The organism is Vreelandella nanhaiensis (assembly GCF_003990185.1).
In the GTDB taxonomy this organism is placed as follows: Bacteria; Pseudomonadota; Gammaproteobacteria; order Pseudomonadales; family Halomonadaceae; genus Vreelandella; species Vreelandella nanhaiensis.
In genome coordinates, this window is record NZ_RZHF01000004.1 from 262,571 (window position 1) to 283,481 (window position 20,911).

General features: G+C 54.7%; 16 protein-coding genes and 1 pseudogene. 9 read left to right on the top strand and 8 right to left on the bottom strand.

The window, feature by feature from the left end:
- Positions 1 to 43 precede the first annotated feature (43 nt).
- A complete protein-coding gene (locus tag ELY38_RS01590) occupies positions 44 to 2,092 on the bottom strand; it encodes a TonB-dependent receptor family protein (RefSeq protein WP_127059771.1) in 2,049 nt (682 codons plus the stop codon).
- 166 nt (positions 2,093 to 2,258) lie between these two features.
- On the opposite strand from ELY38_RS01590, the gene ELY38_RS01595 reads away from it, so the two are divergent.
- Complete coding sequence (locus ELY38_RS01595) at positions 2,259 to 2,432, top strand: YqaE/Pmp3 family membrane protein (RefSeq protein ID WP_127059772.1); 174 nt, start codon at positions 2,259 to 2,261, stop codon at positions 2,430 to 2,432.
- Positions 2,433 to 2,502: 70 nt separating this feature from the next.
- Here ELY38_RS01595 and ELY38_RS01600 read toward each other — a convergent pair whose 3' ends face one another.
- Entirely contained in the window at positions 2,503 to 3,756 is a 1,254-nt protein-coding gene (locus ELY38_RS01600) for a dicarboxylate/amino acid:cation symporter (RefSeq protein ID WP_127059773.1), read from the bottom strand.
- 337 nt (positions 3,757 to 4,093) lie between these two features.
- Positions 4,094 to 5,023: an NAD(P)/FAD-dependent oxidoreductase gene (locus tag ELY38_RS01605; RefSeq protein ID WP_246009044.1), complete on the bottom strand. Its 930-nt coding sequence runs from the start codon at positions 5,021 to 5,023 to the stop codon at positions 4,094 to 4,096.
- A 744-nt stretch (positions 5,024 to 5,767) separates the two neighbouring features.
- Between ELY38_RS01605 and ELY38_RS01610 the strand changes: the two genes are divergently transcribed.
- A complete protein-coding gene (locus ELY38_RS01610) occupies positions 5,768 to 5,974 on the top strand; it encodes a cold-shock protein (RefSeq protein WP_018917934.1) in 207 nt (68 codons plus the stop codon).
- A 139-nt stretch (positions 5,975 to 6,113) separates the two neighbouring features.
- Here the strand turns inward: ELY38_RS01610 and ELY38_RS01615 are convergent, their stop codons facing one another.
- Positions 6,114 to 6,971, bottom strand: a complete 858-nt coding sequence (locus tag ELY38_RS01615) for a putative RNA methyltransferase (RefSeq protein ID WP_127059774.1) — start codon at positions 6,969 to 6,971, stop codon at positions 6,114 to 6,116.
- On the bottom strand, positions 6,968 to 7,276 hold the full coding sequence (locus tag ELY38_RS19290; protein WP_246009045.1) for a hypothetical protein: 309 nt from the start codon (positions 7,274 to 7,276) through the stop codon (positions 6,968 to 6,970). Before ELY38_RS19290 ends, ELY38_RS01615 begins: the two co-directional genes overlap by 4 nt.
- 431 nt (positions 7,277 to 7,707) lie before the next feature.
- Here ELY38_RS19290 and ELY38_RS01625 point away from each other — a divergent pair, with 431 nt between their 5' ends.
- The gene (locus ELY38_RS01625) at positions 7,708 to 11,190 is read left to right on the top strand and encodes an acyl-[ACP]--phospholipid O-acyltransferase (RefSeq protein WP_127059775.1); all 3,483 of its coding nucleotides are present in this window, start codon (positions 7,708 to 7,710) and stop codon (positions 11,188 to 11,190) included.
- Between the two features lie 93 nt (positions 11,191 to 11,283).
- Positions 11,284 to 11,409, top strand: coding sequence for a hypothetical protein (locus ELY38_RS19500; protein WP_281274305.1), 126 nt, complete (start codon positions 11,284 to 11,286; stop codon positions 11,407 to 11,409).
- A 315-nt stretch (positions 11,410 to 11,724) separates the two neighbouring features.
- Here the strand turns inward: ELY38_RS19500 and ELY38_RS01630 are convergent.
- Positions 11,725 to 13,413: pseudogene (locus ELY38_RS01630) on the bottom strand (mechanosensitive ion channel family protein); the annotation flags it as partial.
- 365 nt (positions 13,414 to 13,778) lie between these two features.
- Positions 13,779 to 14,516 (bottom strand): YoaK family protein, encoded by a 738-nt coding sequence (locus ELY38_RS01635; RefSeq protein ID WP_127059777.1) that lies wholly within the window; start codon positions 14,514 to 14,516, stop codon positions 13,779 to 13,781.
- Between the two features lie 282 nt (positions 14,517 to 14,798).
- On the opposite strand from ELY38_RS01635, the gene ELY38_RS01640 reads away from it, so the two are divergent.
- From ELY38_RS01640 to ELY38_RS01655, 4 genes are all read left to right on the top strand, one after another.
- Entirely contained in the window at positions 14,799 to 15,017 is a 219-nt protein-coding gene (locus ELY38_RS01640) for a DUF1656 domain-containing protein (protein ID WP_127059778.1), read from the top strand.
- Positions 15,017 to 15,889, top strand: coding sequence for an efflux RND transporter periplasmic adaptor subunit (locus ELY38_RS01645; RefSeq protein WP_127059779.1), 873 nt, complete (start codon positions 15,017 to 15,019; stop codon positions 15,887 to 15,889). Before ELY38_RS01640 ends, ELY38_RS01645 begins: the two co-directional genes overlap by 1 nt.
- Before the next feature lie 3 nt (positions 15,890 to 15,892).
- Positions 15,893 to 17,974, top strand: coding sequence for an FUSC family protein (locus ELY38_RS01650; protein WP_127059780.1), 2,082 nt, complete (start codon positions 15,893 to 15,895; stop codon positions 17,972 to 17,974).
- A gap of 74 nt (positions 17,975 to 18,048) precedes the next feature.
- Entirely contained in the window at positions 18,049 to 19,185 is a 1,137-nt protein-coding gene (locus tag ELY38_RS01655) for an MFS transporter (RefSeq protein WP_127059781.1), read from the top strand.
- Between the two features lie 47 nt (positions 19,186 to 19,232).
- Here the strand turns inward: ELY38_RS01655 and ELY38_RS01660 are convergent, their stop codons facing one another.
- The gene (locus ELY38_RS01660) at positions 19,233 to 19,811 is read right to left on the bottom strand and encodes an NAD(P)H-dependent oxidoreductase (RefSeq protein ID WP_127059782.1); all 579 of its coding nucleotides are present in this window, start codon (positions 19,809 to 19,811) and stop codon (positions 19,233 to 19,235) included.
- Positions 19,812 to 19,991: 180 nt separating this feature from the next.
- Here ELY38_RS01660 and ELY38_RS01665 point away from each other — a divergent pair, with 180 nt between their 5' ends.
- Entirely contained in the window at positions 19,992 to 20,894 is a 903-nt protein-coding gene (locus ELY38_RS01665) for a LysR substrate-binding domain-containing protein (protein WP_127059783.1), read from the top strand.
- Positions 20,895 to 20,911 lie beyond the last annotated feature (17 nt).

The window sequence follows — 20,911 nt, forward strand, 5'->3', positions numbered from 1 at the left end:
CAAGGGCTGCCCGTTTTGATTGCCGTTTTTATTTCCCAAAAACTTAAAAGCGTACTTCCAAGCCACCGTAGACACTGCGCCCCGGCGCCGGCTCATAGTAACGCCCATAGGTGCCGTTCAGGCGCACATTGGCATAGTGCTCCTCATCAAACAGGTTACGCACGCCCACATAAGCGTTTAACAACGTATCACCACCCAGCTGCCAGCCATCGCCTACCCGCAGGTTGACCAGCCAATAGCTGTCGATCTCCGTTTCATTGGCATTGTCGGCCACCATGTCACCCACGTACTGGGTTTCAAGCGTGGCAAAGCGGTGTGTCAGCCCTTCCCAGGTTAGCTGGTTGACCCAGGTCTGCTCGGGCAGGCCAGGGATGCGATTGCCATCAAAGCGCTCGCTGGGCGTGGAAAATTCGTCAAACTCATAGCGGGCCAGGGTTAATGCGCTGTTCAGGCGCCACTGTTCGGCAAACTGCCAGCCCAAGGAAAGCTCCAGACCATCCCGATTGGTATCGCCCGCATTCTGGTAAAAGGTGCGTCCGCCTTCATCAAAAGGCACCAGCTCATCGCGTACGCGCACCGAGAACAGGGCGACGTCATAATCCATGGCTAGCGGTTCAATATACCCACGCATACCGACCTCACGGTTCCAGGCTTTTTGCGGCTCGATGGACGGGTTGAACCCGCCGCCTGCCGGGTTGGCAAATTCGGAGAACGTCGGCGTTTCAAAGGCCGTGCCGGTGTTGATATACATCTGATGCTGGGGGCGATAGCGATAGCTTAGCCCGGCGGAACCGCTCCACTCATTGAAGGTGCGGTCGCCGCTTTGATCGCCATCGGCTAGATACCGGTCATCCACTTCCAGATCTACACGATCAAAACGTGCTCCCAAGGAAAGCGTTACCTGCTCGGTAAGCCCCAAATCCCCCTGAGCAAATACCCCGGCAGAGGTTGCCGTTTGAGTCTCATCCGCTTCCTGCTCACCCACCACCCCTTGGGCGTTTACATCATTGCGGAAGCGATCATCACTCTGGCGCGCGGCATCAACCCCCGCCACATAGCTTAGCGGCAGCTCGCCGAGCATGATGTCATGGTGGTATTCAGCACTCGCGCCCATATAGTCTCGCTGATAGCCCAGGCGGCTATCACCTATGTAAGGTAATTGCTGTTCAAAATCGCGCCGGGCGATAAAGCCTTTCAGGTAAAACTCGCCCGGGCCTGCAGACAGATCCTCGTACTGCAAGCCGATAAGTTGCTGATCTACATTCTGTCTTGCATCCAACGCCAGCGAGTTCGGCGCGGCTTGATGCCGCCCACGCGTCACCTCACCGGCATTCAGCGCACCGGGGTCTTCCGAGCGAGGGTTTTCCAGAAGATTAACAATCGCCGTTAGCGCCCGCTCACTACCCAGCTCGCGGCGCAACTTGGCATTGAGTAGGTACTTTTCCGTTGAACTTTGGTCGCGGTAGCCATCCACATTAAGCGCTGAAAAACTGACGTTGTGCGACCAGTCGCCCTGAGCGCCGCCGGTTTGCAGGGACGCTTTGCGATACCCGTCGCTACCCGCTTCCACTCGCAGCCGCGTACCCGGGTTTTCGCGCCCATCGGCGGTCGTCACATCAATTACCCCGCCTGTGGCATTGCCATACAGCACTGACGAAGGCCCCCGAATCACTTCGATACGCTCGGCGCTATCCAGATCAATCGCATCCAGCTGCGCCTGGCCATCCGGCAAGGTATAAGGGATGCCATCGACCATCACCGTAATACCGCGCACGCCAAACGGGGCGCGGGCGCCAAAGCCACGAATGGCAATACGCTGGCCCTGGGCAAAGTTATCACGGTTCTGAATGAAAACCCCAGGTACGCCGACCAGCGTTTCATCCAGCCGAACACGCTGCTGGCCTTGGGAAATGGCTTCCTGGTCCACGGTGGAAACCGCCGCTGGCGTGGCGTAAAGCTCACGCGCCAAACGCGGCGCGCTCACTTCAACCGTAGGCAAAGCCTGCACTGAGGATGGCTCGCTTTGTGCCCAAAGTGGGCTGGAGACTGCGAGTCCCGTCAGCATTAGCGACGGCGGCAATAGTTTATACATGGATTCCCTTCCCTATTTCTTGATAATCGGTTTTTGATAATTCGGCGTAACTGTGTGAACCGCAAACTTAAACGCTAAGTCTAACAAGTGTGCATACGTTCGCTAAGTTTGAACCTTGCGTCTACACTTGCAAGTAGTAACGTACCGATTAAGCAAAGGAGGCTTTATGGCGTTTACTGCAACAGATCCTATCAAGATGATTTTCGCGGTCATCCTGCCGCCGTTAGGCGTATTTTTTGAAGTTGGCCTTAAAGGACATTTTTGGCTTAACATCATTTTGACATTGTTTGGTTTTATTCCGGGCATCATTCACGCGTTCTATGTCATTTTGAAGCACTAGCGACGCCTTCCCCATTCTCAACAGCCCGAGCCATTGGTTCGGGCTGTTTCGTTTAGGTGGCGCTTAAATACTAGCCTACGTCGTCTTGATATTTGACGTTGCCTTCGCACTGCTCGCCTTCGCTTTGCGCAATCACGGCGGTGCCTACCAGATCGCCTGTTACGTTCAGCGCGGTTGCTCCCATACCTACCAAAGCGTCAATAGCGGTCAAGAGCACCACAGTTTCAATGGGTAGCCCCACCTGGGCAAACACCGTAGCAATCATGATGATGCCCGCCCCAGGCACGCCTGCAGTGCCCACCGAAATCAGCGTTCCGATTACCACTATCTGTACCATGTTCGCCAGATCGAGCGGTGTGCCAATAACATTGGCAGCAAATACGGCTGAAATGGCAATACGAATCGCCGCGCCATCCATGTTCATGGTGGCGCCCAACGGCAAGCTAAACCCGTATACACCTTGGGAGATACCCATGCGCCGTGCGGCATTCATGGTCAGAGGCAGAACACCGGAGCTACTTTGAGTGGCAAACGCAGTCGCCATCGGCGTGCGGGCTTCCCGAAAGAAGCGGCGCAGTTTGACCCCAAAAAGGCGCATCACCAGGCAGTAGATCGCCAGCTGAACGGCCAGGGCAATGTAGAGCACCATGACCATATCGCCGAGTGACAGCAGCGTATTCAACCCCTGCTGGCTTACCGTTTCAGCCACAATGGCAAATACCCCAACCGGCACGACGTGCAAAATGCCAGACATCACTTTCAATGTGACCGCATTCAAGCCTTCAATCATTTCATACAACCGCTCGGCGCTTTTGCCATGCGCTTCACTCTGGCGCACCTTCATCAAGGCAATACCGAACACCAGCGCGGTAAAGATTATCCCCAGCAGGTTCTGGTCGGCAAACGCGCCAATAATATTGTTTGGCACGATATTGAGTAGCACATCCACAAGCCCTGGGTTTTCCGGCACTGAAAAACTGGCGCTTTCATCCAGCGTCATGCCACTGCCCGGATTAAAAAGCGTCGCGATCGAAAGCCCAACGACAATGGCGAACGCTGAAGAGGCCAGGTAATACAGCAGCACTTTGCGCCCTACCCGACCAACACTGCCCACTGATGCCTGATTAATACCTACCATCAGCGTAAAGAGCACGATAGGCACGATCAGAAACGTCAGCAGGCGAAGCAACAAATCCCCTACCGGGCCAAGCCAAACGGCGACCGCGTCACCGCCAAATATCCCGACTACCACACCCAGCAACAGCGCAATCGTGACTCGTAAGATCAACGAAGAACGCATATATCCTTTTAATAGCGCCATCATGCCATTTACCTTTGCCAAGAAAACCCGTAAGTGCCCGTCAACTGAAAACGCCACCCTAAGGAGCCGGGACTAAAATACAACCATTATATGCAACGTAAACAGGGAGACTTTTCAAAAGAAAAGCGTTCTCTACCAGGTTACGGATGGTCCGCTGCAAATATTGTAGATAACCGACAGCGGCCAGCACACGTCGACACTTCTGCATTTCCGGTGAAGGCCCGATCTACACAATCCAGTCGCCGATCTGCTGGCACAAGTTTACGGTGTAGGCACGCGTATTGAGCGCTTTCCCAAGGATGTTTAAGAGTACTGGTTGACCGCGATATTGAGGTCTGGCTTACAAGTCGAATACCAGCGAATGATGCGCTGCCTGTCCAGCGAGCACACCGTCACTGACTGCAAGCGATAGATTACCCACGGGTCTTGCAATATCACCGCAGGCGAAGACGCCGGGCACGGAGGTAGCCTTGGCATCGTTGGTTTTGATGACACGTCCCAGCGGCGTCACATCAAGTTCACACCCCAGCCGTATGGCCAGCGCACTGGGAGCGGTCTGGGTAACGACAAATAGACCATCCAGGGGAAATACCCGGCTATCCGCCATCACCACCTCGACGCTGTTCCCCGTTAAGCGCTCGACCGGCCCACGCTCAACATGCGTGCCACGCTTGGCGAGCTTTTCCAATTGCTCTTTATCAGGCTCGAAAGCGTCGTTTAGAAACAGAGTGGTCTGTCCCCAGTCGGGCAGCAATAATGCCAAGTGCATGGCCGCCTCAGAGGTTGCCAGCACGCCGATCCGCCCACGGTTCAGATCAAAACCGTGGCAATAGGGACAATGAAAAACATACGTGCCCCATCGTTCGTCTAGCCCAGATAAAGACGGCAGCTCATCCCCCACACCAGCGGCAAGAATAACTCGGCGGGCATGCAGCGGCGCTGCCGCTGAATCGGCAAGCGTCAACGTAAAGTCATCCACTTCACCAACAATCGTTTCTACTTTACCCTTGTACCAGTCTACCGATGGATACTGCGCCAGTTCCGCATAGCCAGCCCCTGCGATGTCATGGGGCGATTTACCATCCTGGGTCAAAAATCCCCGCGAGTGAGAGGCAAAGCGATTGCGCGGCTGGCCCGCATCAATCACCACTACGTTACGTCGCGTCTGGGCCAACTGCAGCCCAGCGGCCATTCCGGCATAGCTGCCGCCTACAATTGCCACGTCGTACATCATCGCTTGCTCTCCTTCCATTGAGTGCATATCGCTCATATCTGCTTAGGTAAAAATCCTTGTCAGATAGTGTAGGTCAGCGTGAAGATAGCACGGCAAAAGGCTAAGAAAACCAACATAAGTTGGCGAGTCTAGAAGGCATTTCTTTTGTTAAAGGTATTTGTCCAATGCGCCATTAATACCACCGTCCTATTTTTGACGGCCACGTTCTCCGCCCCTTATCCAAAGGGGAACGTTAGACATTGATAGGTACGTCACATGACGAAGACGTTTAGCTCGCTCGATCGCGTTTCATATACGGTACCCAGTGGTCGCGTTCTGTTTCCGACCTAACGAAAACCTCTGACACGACGCAAACCGGCCTAGTGGGCCGTAATGGCATAGGTACAACGCTGCTGGCCGGCTAATGGCTGGCGAAATTGCACTCTCAAAGGGGCGCTGCACGCGCGCTGGTGAAGTGCGCTATCTATTACAACGTATTACGCAATATGTACCAGCGCGACCATTAAGCAATTAATATTAAATACTTAGCACTCGATATGTAGCCAGCCGGTGTGCAGGAATGAAATATTGCCCTGGCCCTGGAAAATAAATACAAAAACACTTTGACGCGCGATGCGAAACGTGACACTGTAGCGTCAGTTGGTTAGCAAGCAGCATGGTTTCAGAAGCGTACGATCTTTTTCGACAGCACTGATATTGTATTCCTTGTTTCACCCGCTACTTAAATCTGGGTAATACCAGGAACTTTATTACAGCGCTTATGCGCGAAAGGATCTACTCATGGCAACTGGCACAGTTAAATGGTTCAACGATACTAAAGGTTTTGGCTTTATTGCTCCTTCCGACGGTAGCGACGACCTGTTTGCTCACTTCTCCGAAATTCAGTCAGACGGCTTCAAAACCCTGCAAGAAGGCGCTAGCGTTTCTTTTGACGTTACCCAGGGTAAAAAAGGCCTTCAGGCTTCTAACATCAAGCAAACTTCTTAATATTTACTATTAAGTGTTTGTTCAGACCTTAGGGTCTGACTGACAAGGCCCGCCTCGGCGGGCCTTGTTGCGTTTGTGCCTGCCAAAAATTGAGCCAGGCCCAAACAAGTCGCTAACCACGACTTGCCTGCCTCTTCTTCTATTCGCTTTTGATCCATTTAACTAGCCGTACATCAACACTTACTGCTAGTGTCTCAAGCGCTGCCGCCCTTTCGCGGCCCTCAGCGCTTGCCCGATAAAGATGGGGGGTCATGGCCAATAGATCCGAGATGGCCTCTTTGCCATTAAGCGCGAGCGAGTAACTGACCGTTTCCGTTGCTTGCAGCATAAATCCTTCCGGCACCGTCAGCTCATCATTGCGTTCAGGCTTAAGCGTTGGATAAATAACTTCGCGCAGCTCGCGCAAATGGTTTGACCCTGCCTCCACCTGTAATAGCATCCCACCCGGCTTAAGCACCCTGGCAAACTCGCTGATCACGGGGAAACCGAACATGCATAACAGCCTATCCAGCGAGGCAGACTGCACGGGCACGTTAGCGTTACTGCCTACCACCCAAGTGGCCGACTGGTCTTGCTGACGGCTTTGCTTTGCCGCAGCCATGACCGCCCATTTGGAAATATCCAAACCAATTAGTTCAATTAAAACCGTAGCAGGCGCTGCTTGGGCCAACTGGCGAAGGTAATAGCCTTCACCACAACCGGCATCCAGGCAGCTAAGCGGCATATTCTCCGGTGCGCCGCTTAAGGTAGCGTGATTAATAGCTTCAGCAATGGGCTGGTAATATCCCGCATTCAGAAAACGCTGCCGAGCAGCCACCATGGCTTTGCTATCGCCTGGGTCGTTTGAGCGTTTTCGCTGAACGGGCAGCAGGTTCACATAGCCTTGTTTGGCAATATCAAAGCTATGCCCTGTCGCACAGCGCCATGTGCCTTCAACTTGGGTGAGCGGGTCGCCGTCAAGCGGGCAGGCTAGTGCTTTGAACGGAGCGTTATTCATAAATGAAAGTACTGTTGATGAAGCGGTAACGGGTCATAATGAATCTCTGCAAGCAAGGCAACTATAAAAGGTGAGCAGTTTACCTGACCGCGCCAGAGCGTACTAACACACCGCTGCTCCTTGCCTTTAAACACCCCGTGCTGCCACTGGCGTACGGCCAACATTGAGGTAGTGCCAAAGCGCCGGGTGATGGGCAGCACGTTTTCCCGCTGATAGAGATCGTGAAACTCCTTGTCCAGACGCTGCATGATCTGTTGCCACTTGTCGTTACTCGCCCTGGATAGCAGCCCATTAAGAACCAGCAACTTTTCGCTCTCGCTGACAAAACGCGAGCGAAAGAACTCGTTGGCAATATACTGTTGAAAGAGCTGCTGTATGGGGCTGCCGGGGCGTTAGCGAAAATTGGCCACTACCCGGCGGAGAACTCGACGTTAAGCCGGTCGCATGTGCATTCAAGCCGCGCCAAGGTAAAGTGCTTTTCGGCGAATAGGCACTTAATGGAGGCTTTGCTCAGCGCAAGCCACTGGGCGGCATAGGTTCTGCCCTGAGCTCACAGTTGGTGCTTCAACGTATCAATTAAAGATCAACTTGGAAGATAATCGTCTCACAGTGCCAAAAAGTAGCAAATAACGATATCTAATGCCCCTATAACACAACTCGGCCTAACAACGTTGCAACCAAGGCCCGACATGCACAAATTGCTACTACCTACAGGGATTTATAAGGCTTAGTGAACATGCAAAGAGTGCTAAACATAAAGGGTGCCTGGCCCTATTTCATCGCCATTTTTCTTAATGCCTTTATGGACTTAGGGCATAAGATCGTCATTCAGAATACGATCTTCAAAAGCTACGATGGCACGTTCCAGATAGTGCTTACCGCGCTGGTAAATGGATTGATCCTGCTCCCCTTCATTGCACTGTTTAGCCCTGCAGGCCACGCCGCTGACACCTACTCCAAAGTACGCGTTCTGCGCTTTTCGGCGTGGGCCGCCGTGGCGGTTTCATTAGGTATTACGGCAGCTTACTATCAGGGCTGGTTCTGGATGGCCTTCTCCATGACGCTACTTCTGGCGATCCAGTCAGCCTTTTATTCTCCGGCCAAGTACGGCATGGTTAAAACACTGTTCGGCAAGTCGCATCTGGGGGAAGCCAACGGCCTGGTACAGGCCGTTACTATCTGCGCCATTTTGGCAGGCACGGTGGTCTTTACCGCCTTCTTTGAAGCCTGGACGCCTTCGGGTAACCAGTCACCTGATCAGCTGTTACGCCAAATTGCGCCACTTGGCTGGCTGCTAGTGTTTAATAGCCTGATCCAAGTGCTGGCACTTTATCGTCTGCCGCTGGATACCCCGCAATCACCTAACACCCCGCTTACCTGGGAGCGCTACCTAAAAGGCCGTGCCCTAAAACACAACCTGCGTACCGTTGCGTGTCAGCCAGTGTTAAGGCTTTCCATTATTGGCCTGGCGACCTTCTGGTCGGTGGGCCAAGTGCTACTGGCCGCCTTCCCTGCCTACGCAAAAAGCGCGCTGAGCATTGATAACACGCTGGTATTACAAGGCATTCTGGCCGCCAGTGGCGTAGGCATCGCTTTTGGCTCCATGCTTGCCAGCAAGTTCTCTCATAACCGTATTGAAACCGGGCTGATTCCTGTAGGTGCCTTAGGCGTGGCTGTAGGGCTTTGGTGCCTGCCGTTTTTTTCTACGCCGCTTACCCAGGCGCTTAATTTTGTGTTTATCGGTCTGATGGGCGGGCTTTTTATTGTGCCTCTAAACGCGCTGATCCAGTTTCATGCCGCTGAGCAGGAGCTTGGCACCGTGCTGGCCGCCAACAACTGGATCCAGAACCTGTCCATGCTGGGCTTTTTAATGCTCACGGCGCTGTTTGCCTTGGCGGGTGTGGATAGTCATTACCTACTGGTACTGGTTTCAGTGGTAGCGCTGGTGGGCGGCGCTTACACCGTGATCAAGCTGCCCCAGAGCCTGGTGCGTTTTCTGCTCAGTTTTCTGCTGACTCGCCACTACCGTGTAGATGTTCATGGCCTGGAAAACCTGCCTTCCCAGGGCGGCGTACTGCTTTTAGGCAACCATATCAGCTGGGTGGATTGGGCTATGGTACAAATCGCAAGCCCACGCCCGGTACGCTTTGTCATGCTGAGAAGCGTCTATGAGCGCTGGTACCTGCGCGGTTTCTTCAAGGCCCTGGGCTGTATCCCCATTGAGCGTGGGAGTAACGCACGCCAAGCGCTGGAAACCGTCGCGGAGCAGCTTAATGCAGGCGAAGTGGTATGCCTTTTCCCGGAAGGTGCGATCAGTCGCACCGGCCAGTTAGGTGAATTTCGAAGCGGCTATCAGCGGGCATGTGAAATGGCCAACCCCGACGTCAAGATCGTGCCGTTTTATCTACGCGGCCTGTGGGGCAGCCAATTTTCGCGCTCCTCAAGCAAGCTGAAGGTGTTACGCAACGCGCCGCTACACCGTTCGGTCATTGTCGCCTTTGGCGAACCGCTCCCCAAGGAGACCCCGGCCGATGTACTTAAACGGCGCATCTTCGATCAGGCCACCCGCTCCTGGCAGCATGCCATGGATGATCTACAAACACTGCCCGATGCGTGGATTGGCAGCGTCAAGCGCCGCCCAGGCGAACTTGCCTTGGCCGATTCGTTGAGCCGTCCTCTCAAGGCGGGCATGGCGCTTACCGCAAGCCTGCTGATGGCCAAGCGGATTCGCAAGCTAAGCCCTGCACAAAACGTGGGCCTGCTATTGCCTACCAGCAGCGCAGGCGTACTTGCCAACATGGCCACACTGCTGGCAGGTAAAACGGTGGTGAACCTCAACTACACCGCGGGCCAGGAAGCGCTGGCTTTTGCATTAAAGCAGGCTGAGATCAGCACCGTTTTTACCTCACAGCGCTTTGTGGAGAAGCTTACCCAGCGCGGGCTTGATGTGAACGCTTTATTAGCCAATACCCATGTAGTCTATGTGGAAACGCTGCAAGCCTCTATTAGTCGTATTGAGCGCCTTTCCATGTGGCTGACGGTGCGTTTAATGCCCACCTGGCTCTTGCGCCAATGCTTCTGCCGCTCACACAACGGCAATGCCACAGCCGCCATCCTCTTTTCAAGCGGCAGCGAAGGCCAGCCCAAGGGCGTCATGCTCAGCCACCATAATTTGATGGCCAACATCAAGCAGACGTCCGATGCGCTTAACACCGAGCATGACGATGTCATGATGGCCTCGCTGCCGCTCTTTCACGCTTTCGGTTTGACAGTGACCCAGTTTCTACCGCTCATCGAAGGTCTGCCACTGGTATGTCACCCAGACCCCACCGATGCGGCTGGTATCGCCAAGGCGATTGCCCGGCATCGGGCCACCATCATGTGCGGTACCTCAAGCTTTTTGCGTCTGTTTACACGCAGCTCAAAGGTTCACCCGCTCATGCTGGATAGCCTTCGCGTGGTGGTCGCGGGCGCGGAAAAGGTCGACGACAGCGTTCGCGAAGCCTTCCAGCTTAAATTCCACAAGCTGATTTTTGAGGGCTACGGTGCAACGGAAACCGCACCGGTCGCCGCGGTTAACCTTCCCGATGCGCTGGATATCAACTACCTGCAGGTGCAGCGCGGCGCCAAGGTAGGTAGTGTAGGAATGCCGCTGCCGGGCACTAGCTTCAAGATTGTCGATCCAGAAAGCTTTACAGAACTGCCCACCAATGAAGCGGGTATGATTCTGATTAGTGGCCCACAAGTCATGCAGGGGTATCTTCACGATGCCGAGCGCACCGCCAGCGCGCTGCGTGATATCAACGGCCAGCGCTGGTACGTGACGGGCGACAAGGGGTATCTGGATGACGATGGCTTTTTAACCATCGTCGACCGCTACTCGCGATTTGCCAAAATTGGCGGAGAAATGGTAGGGCTCGCCTCGGTCGAGCAAGCGGTAAAAGCTGTGCTGCCAGACCCGGATACCGCCGTCATGGCCGTCACCGTGCCGGACGCCAGCAAAGGCGAGCGTATTGTACTGCTCTCTGAAACGCCGCTGGATGCCCAATCGGTAAGATCCAGCATGCTGGAAAACAGCGTCTCGCCGATAATGTTGCCCAGCCACTGGCTTACCGTTGATGCGTTACCCACCCTAGGCTCTGGCAAGCCCGATATTGCCGGTGCCAAGCGCCTGGCCCAAGAGACACTGGCTAAAAATAAGGCGCTTTCCTCTCTCTGAGGCAAATGGCAAGCTTCTACTGTTTCACCAACGCCGTGTTTGATTCACTCTTGGACGGCGCATCACGATGCACCGTCCAGCGAGAAGACCTGCATGAATGACGAAGAACGCTTCCGCGGCTTCTCCAAATCGGCATTTAACCACCCGCTGAGCTTATTTACCCAAGCCAGCGGGTGGCCGCGCTTTCTAGTCGTATTGCCAGGATGGCTATCGCTCTAGCCACTATTCATTCTGCGAAGGCCTTACCCTATACCGGGGTTTCTCCGCCTTTTGGTCGTTAGCTTTATCTGTAGTGTCATCTTGCCTGACAGCTTCGTCGCTCTCTTTATCGGTGCTTTGCTCTTCATCACCAGCGCCATCTTTCTCCGCCAAAGGTTCGCTCTGTTCTTTTTCTACATTCTCGTTCCGGCGTTCATGCGTTTCTGCGCTTTCTGTCTCAGCCGTATCTTCGTTATCTGAAGAAGGCGCCGTTTCATCCAAACGTTTTTCATCCTCCGCTCGCGATTTGCTCTCTTTATCGCTCGATGCCTGAACGCTGCTTGTCATCGGTTCGCCTTTAGCAACATCATGGTTGCTAATCACCACCACTTCACGCGGCCACCACTCGGGGTGATTATCGCGAATAAACGCCATTAACCGTTCACGAACCGTCATTTCCGCTGCCCAGCCCGCAAGCGGTTCCGATGCCATCAGATAACAGGTAACCGTTTGCGCCGTTGCGGTTTGCCCCGTGACGTAGCAAAGCAACTTGTGGTGCTCGACAATTGCGTCCTCTTCCTTGGCATACTCCAGAAACTTTTCTCTGATAAGTGAAATATCGGCGCTTAGGTGAAGAATCAGCTCCAAGCTTCGGTACATCTTGGCACTTTTAACCGAGAGGTTTTCAAAGGGTTTGGAGGTAAAGTAGGTAACCGGCACGATCAACCGCCGATCATCCCACACTCTCAAACTGATGAACGTGTAAAAAATGCCCTCTACATAGCACCACTGCCCTTCGAATATCACCAGATCGCCAATCCGAATGGGCTTGGCAAGTGAAAGCTGAAAAGAAGCGAGAATATTGCCCAGCACAGCCTGACCCGCAATACCCACAAGAACGGCCAGCACGCTGGCAGATGCCAGAATAGAGAGTCCCAGGGTTTCAAACAGCTGGATTTGGCTAAGCACATAAATAGAAACGGCAACGACGGTTAATAAAATGATGCCTCTGCGTAATGCGTACAGAGTGGTCAGTAACTTGCGCTCATCCTTGGGCTTGGTATCGTCAATTTCGCCGACCAATCGGCGCGTCATGCGTAGCATGATGGTATCCACCAGGCGCAGCGCAATCGTGCCCGCCCCCCAAGCCAACACCGCGATCAGCATGACCCGAAAGGTAGTGGTTGCAACGGCTGAAAAGGACACCACGTAATCAAGCAGCACCTGAGCGACCAGCGACATGGTAATCAGTGATACCGGACTTTTGATTCGCGCCGCAAAAATACTTTGCGGGCCAGAGGGTAGCCAACGCGCGATTAACCCGACAAAGCTGTATATCCCCCACCCCACTAAAGCGATTATCAGTACAAACAGAGGGATGGCGATCCATTCCCAGAGGTTGAGCAGCCCTACCGAGGTTTTCAAATCCTCGGGAATATGCTCCTCCAGCATGGAGGGGCCATACTCTTCATAAAGCGTTGGGATTGCCGAAACGCTGTCCGGCATAACAAGCCAGATAGGGTCTTGATCTTCCACCCTATATCGGCCCAATCGAATATCGTAGGCTTCGCCTTTGGCTTTGAGCGATGCCACCTCAATATCCCGGCGCGGCTCACCCGCCCTTGGGTTTTGCCCTGTTGGGTCTTCAATGGCTGCATCCTGGCGCCCGGAAAGGTCAGAGGCGTTTAACCACTCACCGCGCCGGAACACTTCAGCCAGTTGCTTGGCTAATTGCGCACCGCGTTCCTGCTGCTCGCTATCCTCAAAGGCAGAAAGGTTGAGCACATGCGCCGCCGCCGCAAACTCCTCTTCCTCTGTCAGCTGCAAAAAATTGCGCATCGCCTCACGCGGCGTTGACAGACTCATATCCTCGGGCGCTTCACCCAGCCCTGGGTTTAACTCGTCAACCGTGAACCAGCGGGCATCCTCGCTCTCTTCATTCTGCGCTTGCGCCAGACATACGCTGGAAAATGCGAGCATTACGACCAGTACTATCCATGCAGGCCACACGCTTTGTGCTTTCATAATTGCCTTATCCATCCTGGGGCCTAAAGTTCTACACCAACTGTTAGCAGGTAATACTGAAATATCCATGTCAGTGAAGATGAAAAAACAAATTACAGCTTACGCTTATCAATGACGCAAGGCGACGTCCTCCCCCGCCACGGCCCACGGCAGGCGTCGGTTCGACCCGGCATATTCATGTTCAGTTCAGCTAATAAGGGGAAAGAAAATCGATTCGCTGGTGCGCTCCGGCATCGCTATGAGCGGTTATGAGCACGGCTGGATATGTACAAGGCGCTGGACCTGACGGTACAGAGCCTGGGGCGGGAGCGTTAACCAGTACTAGGAGGCCCAAAAGCCTACCCCGTGGGGTGGGCGTAATCGTGTCATGCTCTTCTGACGACCGTCCACTTGCTTGCAGTACGCACCGTAATGGCAATAGCGCTTGCGGCAACGATGATCAAAAAAGCGCCTACTCCCAGCATCGCCTTGAAGCCGAATAAATCGAACAACACCAACCCGACAGCACATCCGGTTAGAAATGAAAAAATCGTCGTTAAATGGGTGTGTAACTGCTTTTGGAAAAAGCGCCGGTCGAGCGATCCATCGCGTGACACGAATGATGACAAAAACGAACCTAGCGCGATGCCCGCGTCCGTCAGTGTGCCGGTCACGTGAGTCGATCTTACTCGACCATTGGACAGCTGCGTTGAGGTCGAGTTATGCACTCCCATCAAGAAGCCCAGCGTTATCAGTACTTCCGAGTTGGAGTGTGTCGAGTACAGCAGAACTTGAAGCAGCGACACCGCAGTCAGTGCCACGCCTTCCGCCAGAAGAATCAGGCAGAAGATGGTTCTGATTTTTTGACCCGCGATGACGGCCATGCGGGCAAGCATACCCCCCATTACGAAGGCGATGAGCAGGGTGGCCAGAAATAGAAAACCATACGTGTCGGAGTTGGCCACTTCACTCGGTATTAGTGAGACGTTGCCACTCATATGGGATGGAAGAAAACCAAAGGCGCCCAGCGCCATGGCATTGAGGATACCCGCAGCTGTCGCCAGCACCAGTGCTAGATAGCGGTCTTCGGCATGGGATCGAGCTTTCTTCTTTTTGATCAGCACAATAGTCTCCAACTACCTGACTGACAGTGAGTTATTACGATGTTAATACTAAAGAATAGTTCTAATTTATCTAATTAAGAAAGTACTACCTTTCTAAATACTGACTTCAGACGTAAAAAACCACCAAGCCGTGTAGGCGACTCTGCTCTCGCTTCGTCCACTTATAAGGCAAAATTCGTTTAAGCTCTCTATGCTATAAAGAGAGCGAAACATCGAGTATCTAGCAAATAACCCACTAAACTTTTGTCTCTTTACATGACTTCTGGCCACGTTAAGGGTGTTATGGGTCTTCAAGAAATCACTTTTGGCGGCATTTATCTCAGCCCATTGCTGATTTACGCATTGATTGGGTTTATCGCCACTCTGGTGACCCGCTCATTGCTCCATTGGATAGTCGGGCAGACTGCGCTGTGGTACGAGGCATGGTTCGATATTTCTCTTTTTATCATTTTCACAGCATCCACCACCTTCATTTTTACCATTCTTCTTGAGAGCCCTTAATGCGCCCTTCGCTTCGCATTCTGCTTACCTTGGTTATAGTCGCAATTGCTATTGCCGCTGGCACCTGGCTATGGCGCTACTACCTTTATACGCCTTGGACGCGCGACGCCCGTGTGCATGCTGAGGTGATCACCATTGCCCCCGATGTCTCCGGCTGGGTACGTACCCTTAACGTGGCCGATACCGATTATGTTGCTCAAGGCGATACTCTGTTCGAGATCGACGATGCGCGCTATCAAGCGGCGGTGAATAAAGCCCAGGCAACGGTGGAACACCGCCAGGCAACGCTTGAGCTCAACCGGGCCGAAGAGGGCCGCCGCAATCAGCTGCGCAATAGCCAGGCGATTAGCGCCGAGGACCAACAGGTTGCCCAGGTGAATTCGCGCATTGCCGCTGCCGACCTTCAGCAGGCGGAGGCCGATCTGGCAAGCGCCCAGCTTGATCTGGAGAGAACCCGGATCGCTGCGCCGGTAAGTGGGCATGTGCTTAATGTGCAGTTTTCGGCAGGCAACTACGTCAACCGAGGCAGTTCGGTACTGGCGCTGATCGCCGCCAACTCCTACTACGTGGTGGGGTATTTTGAGGAGACCAAAATATCCACGATCAACGTGGGCGATCCGGTGGATGTCGTTTTAATGAACGGCGATACGCACCTGAACGGCCATGTAGCGGGTATTGGCCGAGGCATCGCCGACAGCAACACCAACCTGAACCAGCAGCTTCTGCCCCAGGTCTCGCCTACGTTTAACTGGGTACGCCTGGCGCAGCGCATCCCGGTACGTATTGCCCTGGATGAAATTCCCGATGAAACGCTGCTGAGTGTAGGCATGACGGCAACCGTTCGCGTCCGCCCTGCCGACCAGCCTGAGTAAACCATGTCGCCGTTTGTTCAAACGTATCTAATGCCCAACGCCACGGCGGTTAAATTTGCCATAAAGACCACCCTGGCGATGATGCTCGCGCTCTATGTGGCGCTCTGGTTTGACCTCGAACGCCCCTACTGGGCGCTTATGTCGGCGGCGTTTCTACAGGTTCGCCCGATGAGTGGCATGGTGATTGAAAAAGGTATCTGCCAGCTTGGCGGCACCTTTATCGGCGCCGTGGTGGGCATCGTTATCATGGCCTTGTTCGCCCAGGCGCGTATACCGGCGCTGATTACCCTGACCGGCTGGATCATGCTGTGTACCTATGTTGGCTCGCTATGGCGTAACAACTACACCTACGGCTGCCTGATGGCCGCGGTGACCGCCATGCTGATTGTGGTCATATCCAGCGGTAGCACGCCCGCAGGGATTTTCGATATCGCAGTGGCACGCCTTTCTGAACTGGGGCTGGGCGCGGTCTGCGCAATGCTGGTCAGCTCGCTGCTATGGCCATCCCACGTGGGAACGCACCTGGCGACCCAAGCTGATAGCGTAATCAACGAAGCCTTCGAGCATGCCGCTCTGCGCTTAGAGGCAAGCGATGATATCCCTGCAATGCAGAAGGCCCTGCGAGGCAGTTTAGGACCGTTAACCCAACTTGAATCCGATAGCCAAGCTGCCCGCTTCGAAGGCCCGGCAGGCCCAGGTCGCGTGCGCGCGACCCATGTACTGACGCGACGCACGCTGCGCTTTTTCGCCAACTTACAGGCGCTCCATCAACTCATGCACGACCATGCCGATCGGCTTGATCCACAAAGCCTTAAGCTGGCGTGTCAGGTGGCGCGAGGTTTTCGTGATGCCGAGCACAACAAAGGCGTTGCTGAAGCCAGAAAAACGCTTCAGGCGCTACGCCATGTGGTACATGAAAATAACGAGGAAACCACCTTAGCACCGCTGGACCGCCGCTTGCGTCTAGGGCTACGTGAATCTATTGGCCACGCCATGGTGATGCTTGACGCCCGCGAAGCGATAGCCTCCCCCGGGCGCTATCAATTGCGCTCATCGCCGCTGGCCTGGCACCGTGATCACCTCGCCGCGAGTATCAATGCGATACGCTCAGGAATTGTGTTCTCGCTGCTCGCGGTTTTCTGGATTGTTACCGCCTGGCAGAGTGCCATGATCGCCATGATGCTGGGCACACTGTTCTCCGCCTTCTTCGCCAGCCGCGAAAACCCGGTGGCGATTACCATGATGTTTTACAAGGGCATGCTGGCGGCGATTCCCAGCGCTTTTTTATTTGGCCATGTACTGCTCTCTCAAGCCAATAGCTTTCCACTGTTGGCGCTCATTTTCGGAACACCGCTGTTTTTAGGCTTATTAGGCGCGACCAACCCAGCCACGATGGGCTACTGCCTAGCCTTCACCATCTTCAATATTCTGCTGACGATGCCCGGCAATGGTATGGATTTCTCGTTCGACAGTTTTGCTAACAGGGTAGTGGCTGTGGTTATTGGGCTGACCTGCGTAGTGATGGGCTTTCGCCTGCTGCCAGGGCTGGGCACTCGGCTTCGGCGGCGGCGTCTGATCAAGGCAATATCCAATGATATACACGAGCTTAGACGACGTTCAATTCGCGATGCTGAAACCCGCTTTAGCGGCCATATGGCAGACCGTCTTCTGCACCTGGCCCAGCACGACGATATGCTGCCCGAAGAACAGCGCCATCTGTTTATTCTTGGCCTGACCGGGCTTGATTTAGGCACCGCCACGCTGCGCCTGCGCGACCGGCTTGACGATGCGCCGCACCCGCTTATCCGCCAAGCGCATCAAAATGTGCTGCGTGCATTAGCTGTCGGTTTTCAAGACAGCGCCACCGGCCACCCGCCGCAAGGTATTCGTGAAGCGGGTAAACAGCTGGAAGACGCCATTGCAACCCACGGCGATATTCCCGCCGACCGCCGCGTCCTGCTGGAAGGCCTGATTGAGCGCCTGGAACTCTCGCTTGAGCGCTTGGCGTGCATTATGGCAGAACGCCCGCAGCGTAAGCCTAAACTACCGGCCAAGCACTTTGCTCAAGAAGTAAAAGACCACTAAACACGTTACCGAGATTGCTGATGCTTTACCGGTAGAAGTGAAGGAATTTGGTCACTCAGCAATGGAGGTGCTACATGTCTCGTCCACGCAGAGTCTGGCTCGCGGTAGCTGCTATGTTCTTTCTCAATGGCGGACTGTTCGGCACCTGGGCTTCGCGCATCCCTACGGTAGCGTTGCACCACGACCTGGATGGGGTACAGCTCGGCCTATTGCTGCTCGTGCTGGCTTCCGGCGCTCTGATCTCGTTTCCATTGGCTGGCAGGGCCTCAGATACTTTCGGCGCTGCGCGCGCGACACTCGCGATTGCCGCCGCCTATACTCTTGCCCTAGTGCTGATCGCTTGTGCTTTCAATCTCTGGCTGACGGCGGCGGCGCTGTTTCTCTTTGGTGCCGGCCATGGTGCTATGGATGTCACTATGAACAGTTGGGCCGGCGAGGCGGAGCGCTTCATCGAAAAGCCGGTTATGTCATCGTTTCACGCCATGTGGAGCCTGGGAGCGGGCATTGGTGCCGCGGCGGGCTATATGGCGGTCAGCTTGGAACTGTCACTGCTTACCCACTTTTCGCTCATCGGTATTGCGATGTACGTGAGCATGATCTGGCTTGGGAGTATCGGCTGGCAATCTGAAACGCGGCCGCGCTTGGCAGGTGCGAAACGCTTTCCCCTGCCCCATGGTGTTCTACTTTGGGTCGGGATTATCGCCCTGTGTGCCTCACTCGGCGAAGGCGCCGTTGCCGATTGGAGTGCGCTGTTTCTAGTCACCGTCACATCGGCGACCACGGCCCAGGGAGCAATAGGATACGCCGTATTCTCGCTGGCAATGGTCATCATGCGTTTGATCGGCGGCAGCGTGATTTCCCGGCTAGGCCCGGCAAACGCGGCACGCTTTGCCGGGTGCTCGGCCACCATCGGCGTGCTTCTCGCCGTAATTCCCGCCGACTTCATGGCAGCACTGCTTGGCTTCTTCTTCCTTGGTATCGGCTACGCGCTCATTATGCCGCTGGCATTTTCGCGCGCGGCCAACGACCCTGATATGCCACCCGGTGCCGCCATCGCAAGCGTAGCGACCCTGGGCTATGGCGGTATGCTGCTCGGGCCGCCGTTGATCGGCTTTACCGCCCACTTTGTCACGCTGCACTATGCCTTCGGGCTACTTGGCCTGCTGGCACTGTGCATCGTGTTCATTGCCTCATCACTCGAGCGCTTCTAGCGCCTGCTCAGCAAGCGCTGATGTCAGCTAAGCCACGGGCAAATCGTTTAGCCAAACAGGTGCGTCAGGTGCTGGGCGTAAGCGGCCATATCGCGCTCGACGTCCGGCGCCTTGATTACATCGTTGGCGATAAAAGTGGGCAGCGCTTCCAGGCCAATAAACTCCTGAGACTTGTGGAACGGGAAGTAAACGCCATCGACACCACGCCCTTCAAAGAAGTTATCCGCTTCATCGAAGGCAACCAGCGGCGCATTCCAGGTGAGCGACAGCATATAACGACGCCCTTGCAACAAACCACCGCTGCCGTATTGCTTGGTGGGGTCCTGACGTGAGCGGCCGTCGCTGGCATAGAGCGAGCCGTGCCCGGCGGTGAAGACTTCATCAATGTAGCGTTTAACGGTCCAGGGCGCGCCCATCCACCAGCCTGGCATCTGGTAAACGATGGTGTCCGCCCAGAGGAATTTTTCCACCTCGGCCTCTACCTCGTACCCCTGCTCAATCACCGTCTCGCGAACCTCATGGCTCTGCTCGGCTAACGTACGCCACGCGACATCATGCAGGGTATTGTTGAGTTCACCGCCAGAATGGGCGAACGGCTTGCCGCCATTGATTAACAGAATCTTCATCGTTAAAACCTCTTACCTAATAGATGACCTTGCCTGCCAATGGGCGATAACCCTACTAGCATGGCTTGAATGTTACCTATTATGGGATGCTCATAGACATGGAAAAACCCGCCGCTTGGCAATAGACTTTTGATATAAAATCAACAGCCGTGTTTAAACTCAACAGGTGTGAGAAACGCCATGAAAACCACACTCGAAGAGCAGCAGGCATTTATCACCGTGGTGGACAGCGGTTCGATCACCGGCGCCGCCGAACGGTTGGGCATTACGGTGTCGGGCGTTAGCCGGGCGCTTAATCGCCTGGAACGCAAACTTGGCGCCACCCTATTGCGCCGAACCACGCGTCGCTTGGAGCTAACCGAAGAGGGAGAAACGTTTTTAGATCACTGCCGCCGCATCCTGACTGCGGTAGAGGCCGCGGAAGAGTCGGTTCAGGATCGCCACGGCCAGCCTCAAGGACGGCTGCGAGTGAATGCCGCGCCCAGTTTCATGCAGTTTGTCATTGTTCCGGTACTCGGTGAGTTTCGCGCCCGCTATCCAGACATTACGCTGCAGCTGGATACCCACGACCGTTTTGTTGACCTGTTGGAACAGCGTGTGGACCTCGCCATTCGTATTGGAGAGCTGGACGACTCTTCGCTGCATGCTCGGCGCCTGGGCCATAGCCCGCTTCGCCTGCTGGCAAGCCCCGCTTACCTTGAGCGCGCAGGCATTCCACAAGCTATTGAAGACCTTGAGCACCACAGTCTGCTTGGCTTCAGCCAGCTTGAACACCTTAACCACTGGCCGCTGCGCCGTGCCGATGGTGAATGCTTACACATTACACCCGCCCTCTCCGCCTCCAGCGGCAGCACGCTCATTGAGCTAGCGCTTAATGGCGAAGGGATCGTTTGCCTTGCCGACTTCATGACCATCAAGCCCCGCAAAGCAGGTGCATTGGTCGATGTACTGCCCCATTATACCGAACTTCAAATGCAGGCCATCAATGCTGTCTACTACCGCCAGGCCACGCTATCCCAGCGCGCCCGGCTATTTATGGATTTCCTGGCCGAACGCTTGCCAGGAGAGTATTTGCAGGGTTGAAACTGCTAAGAGCGAAT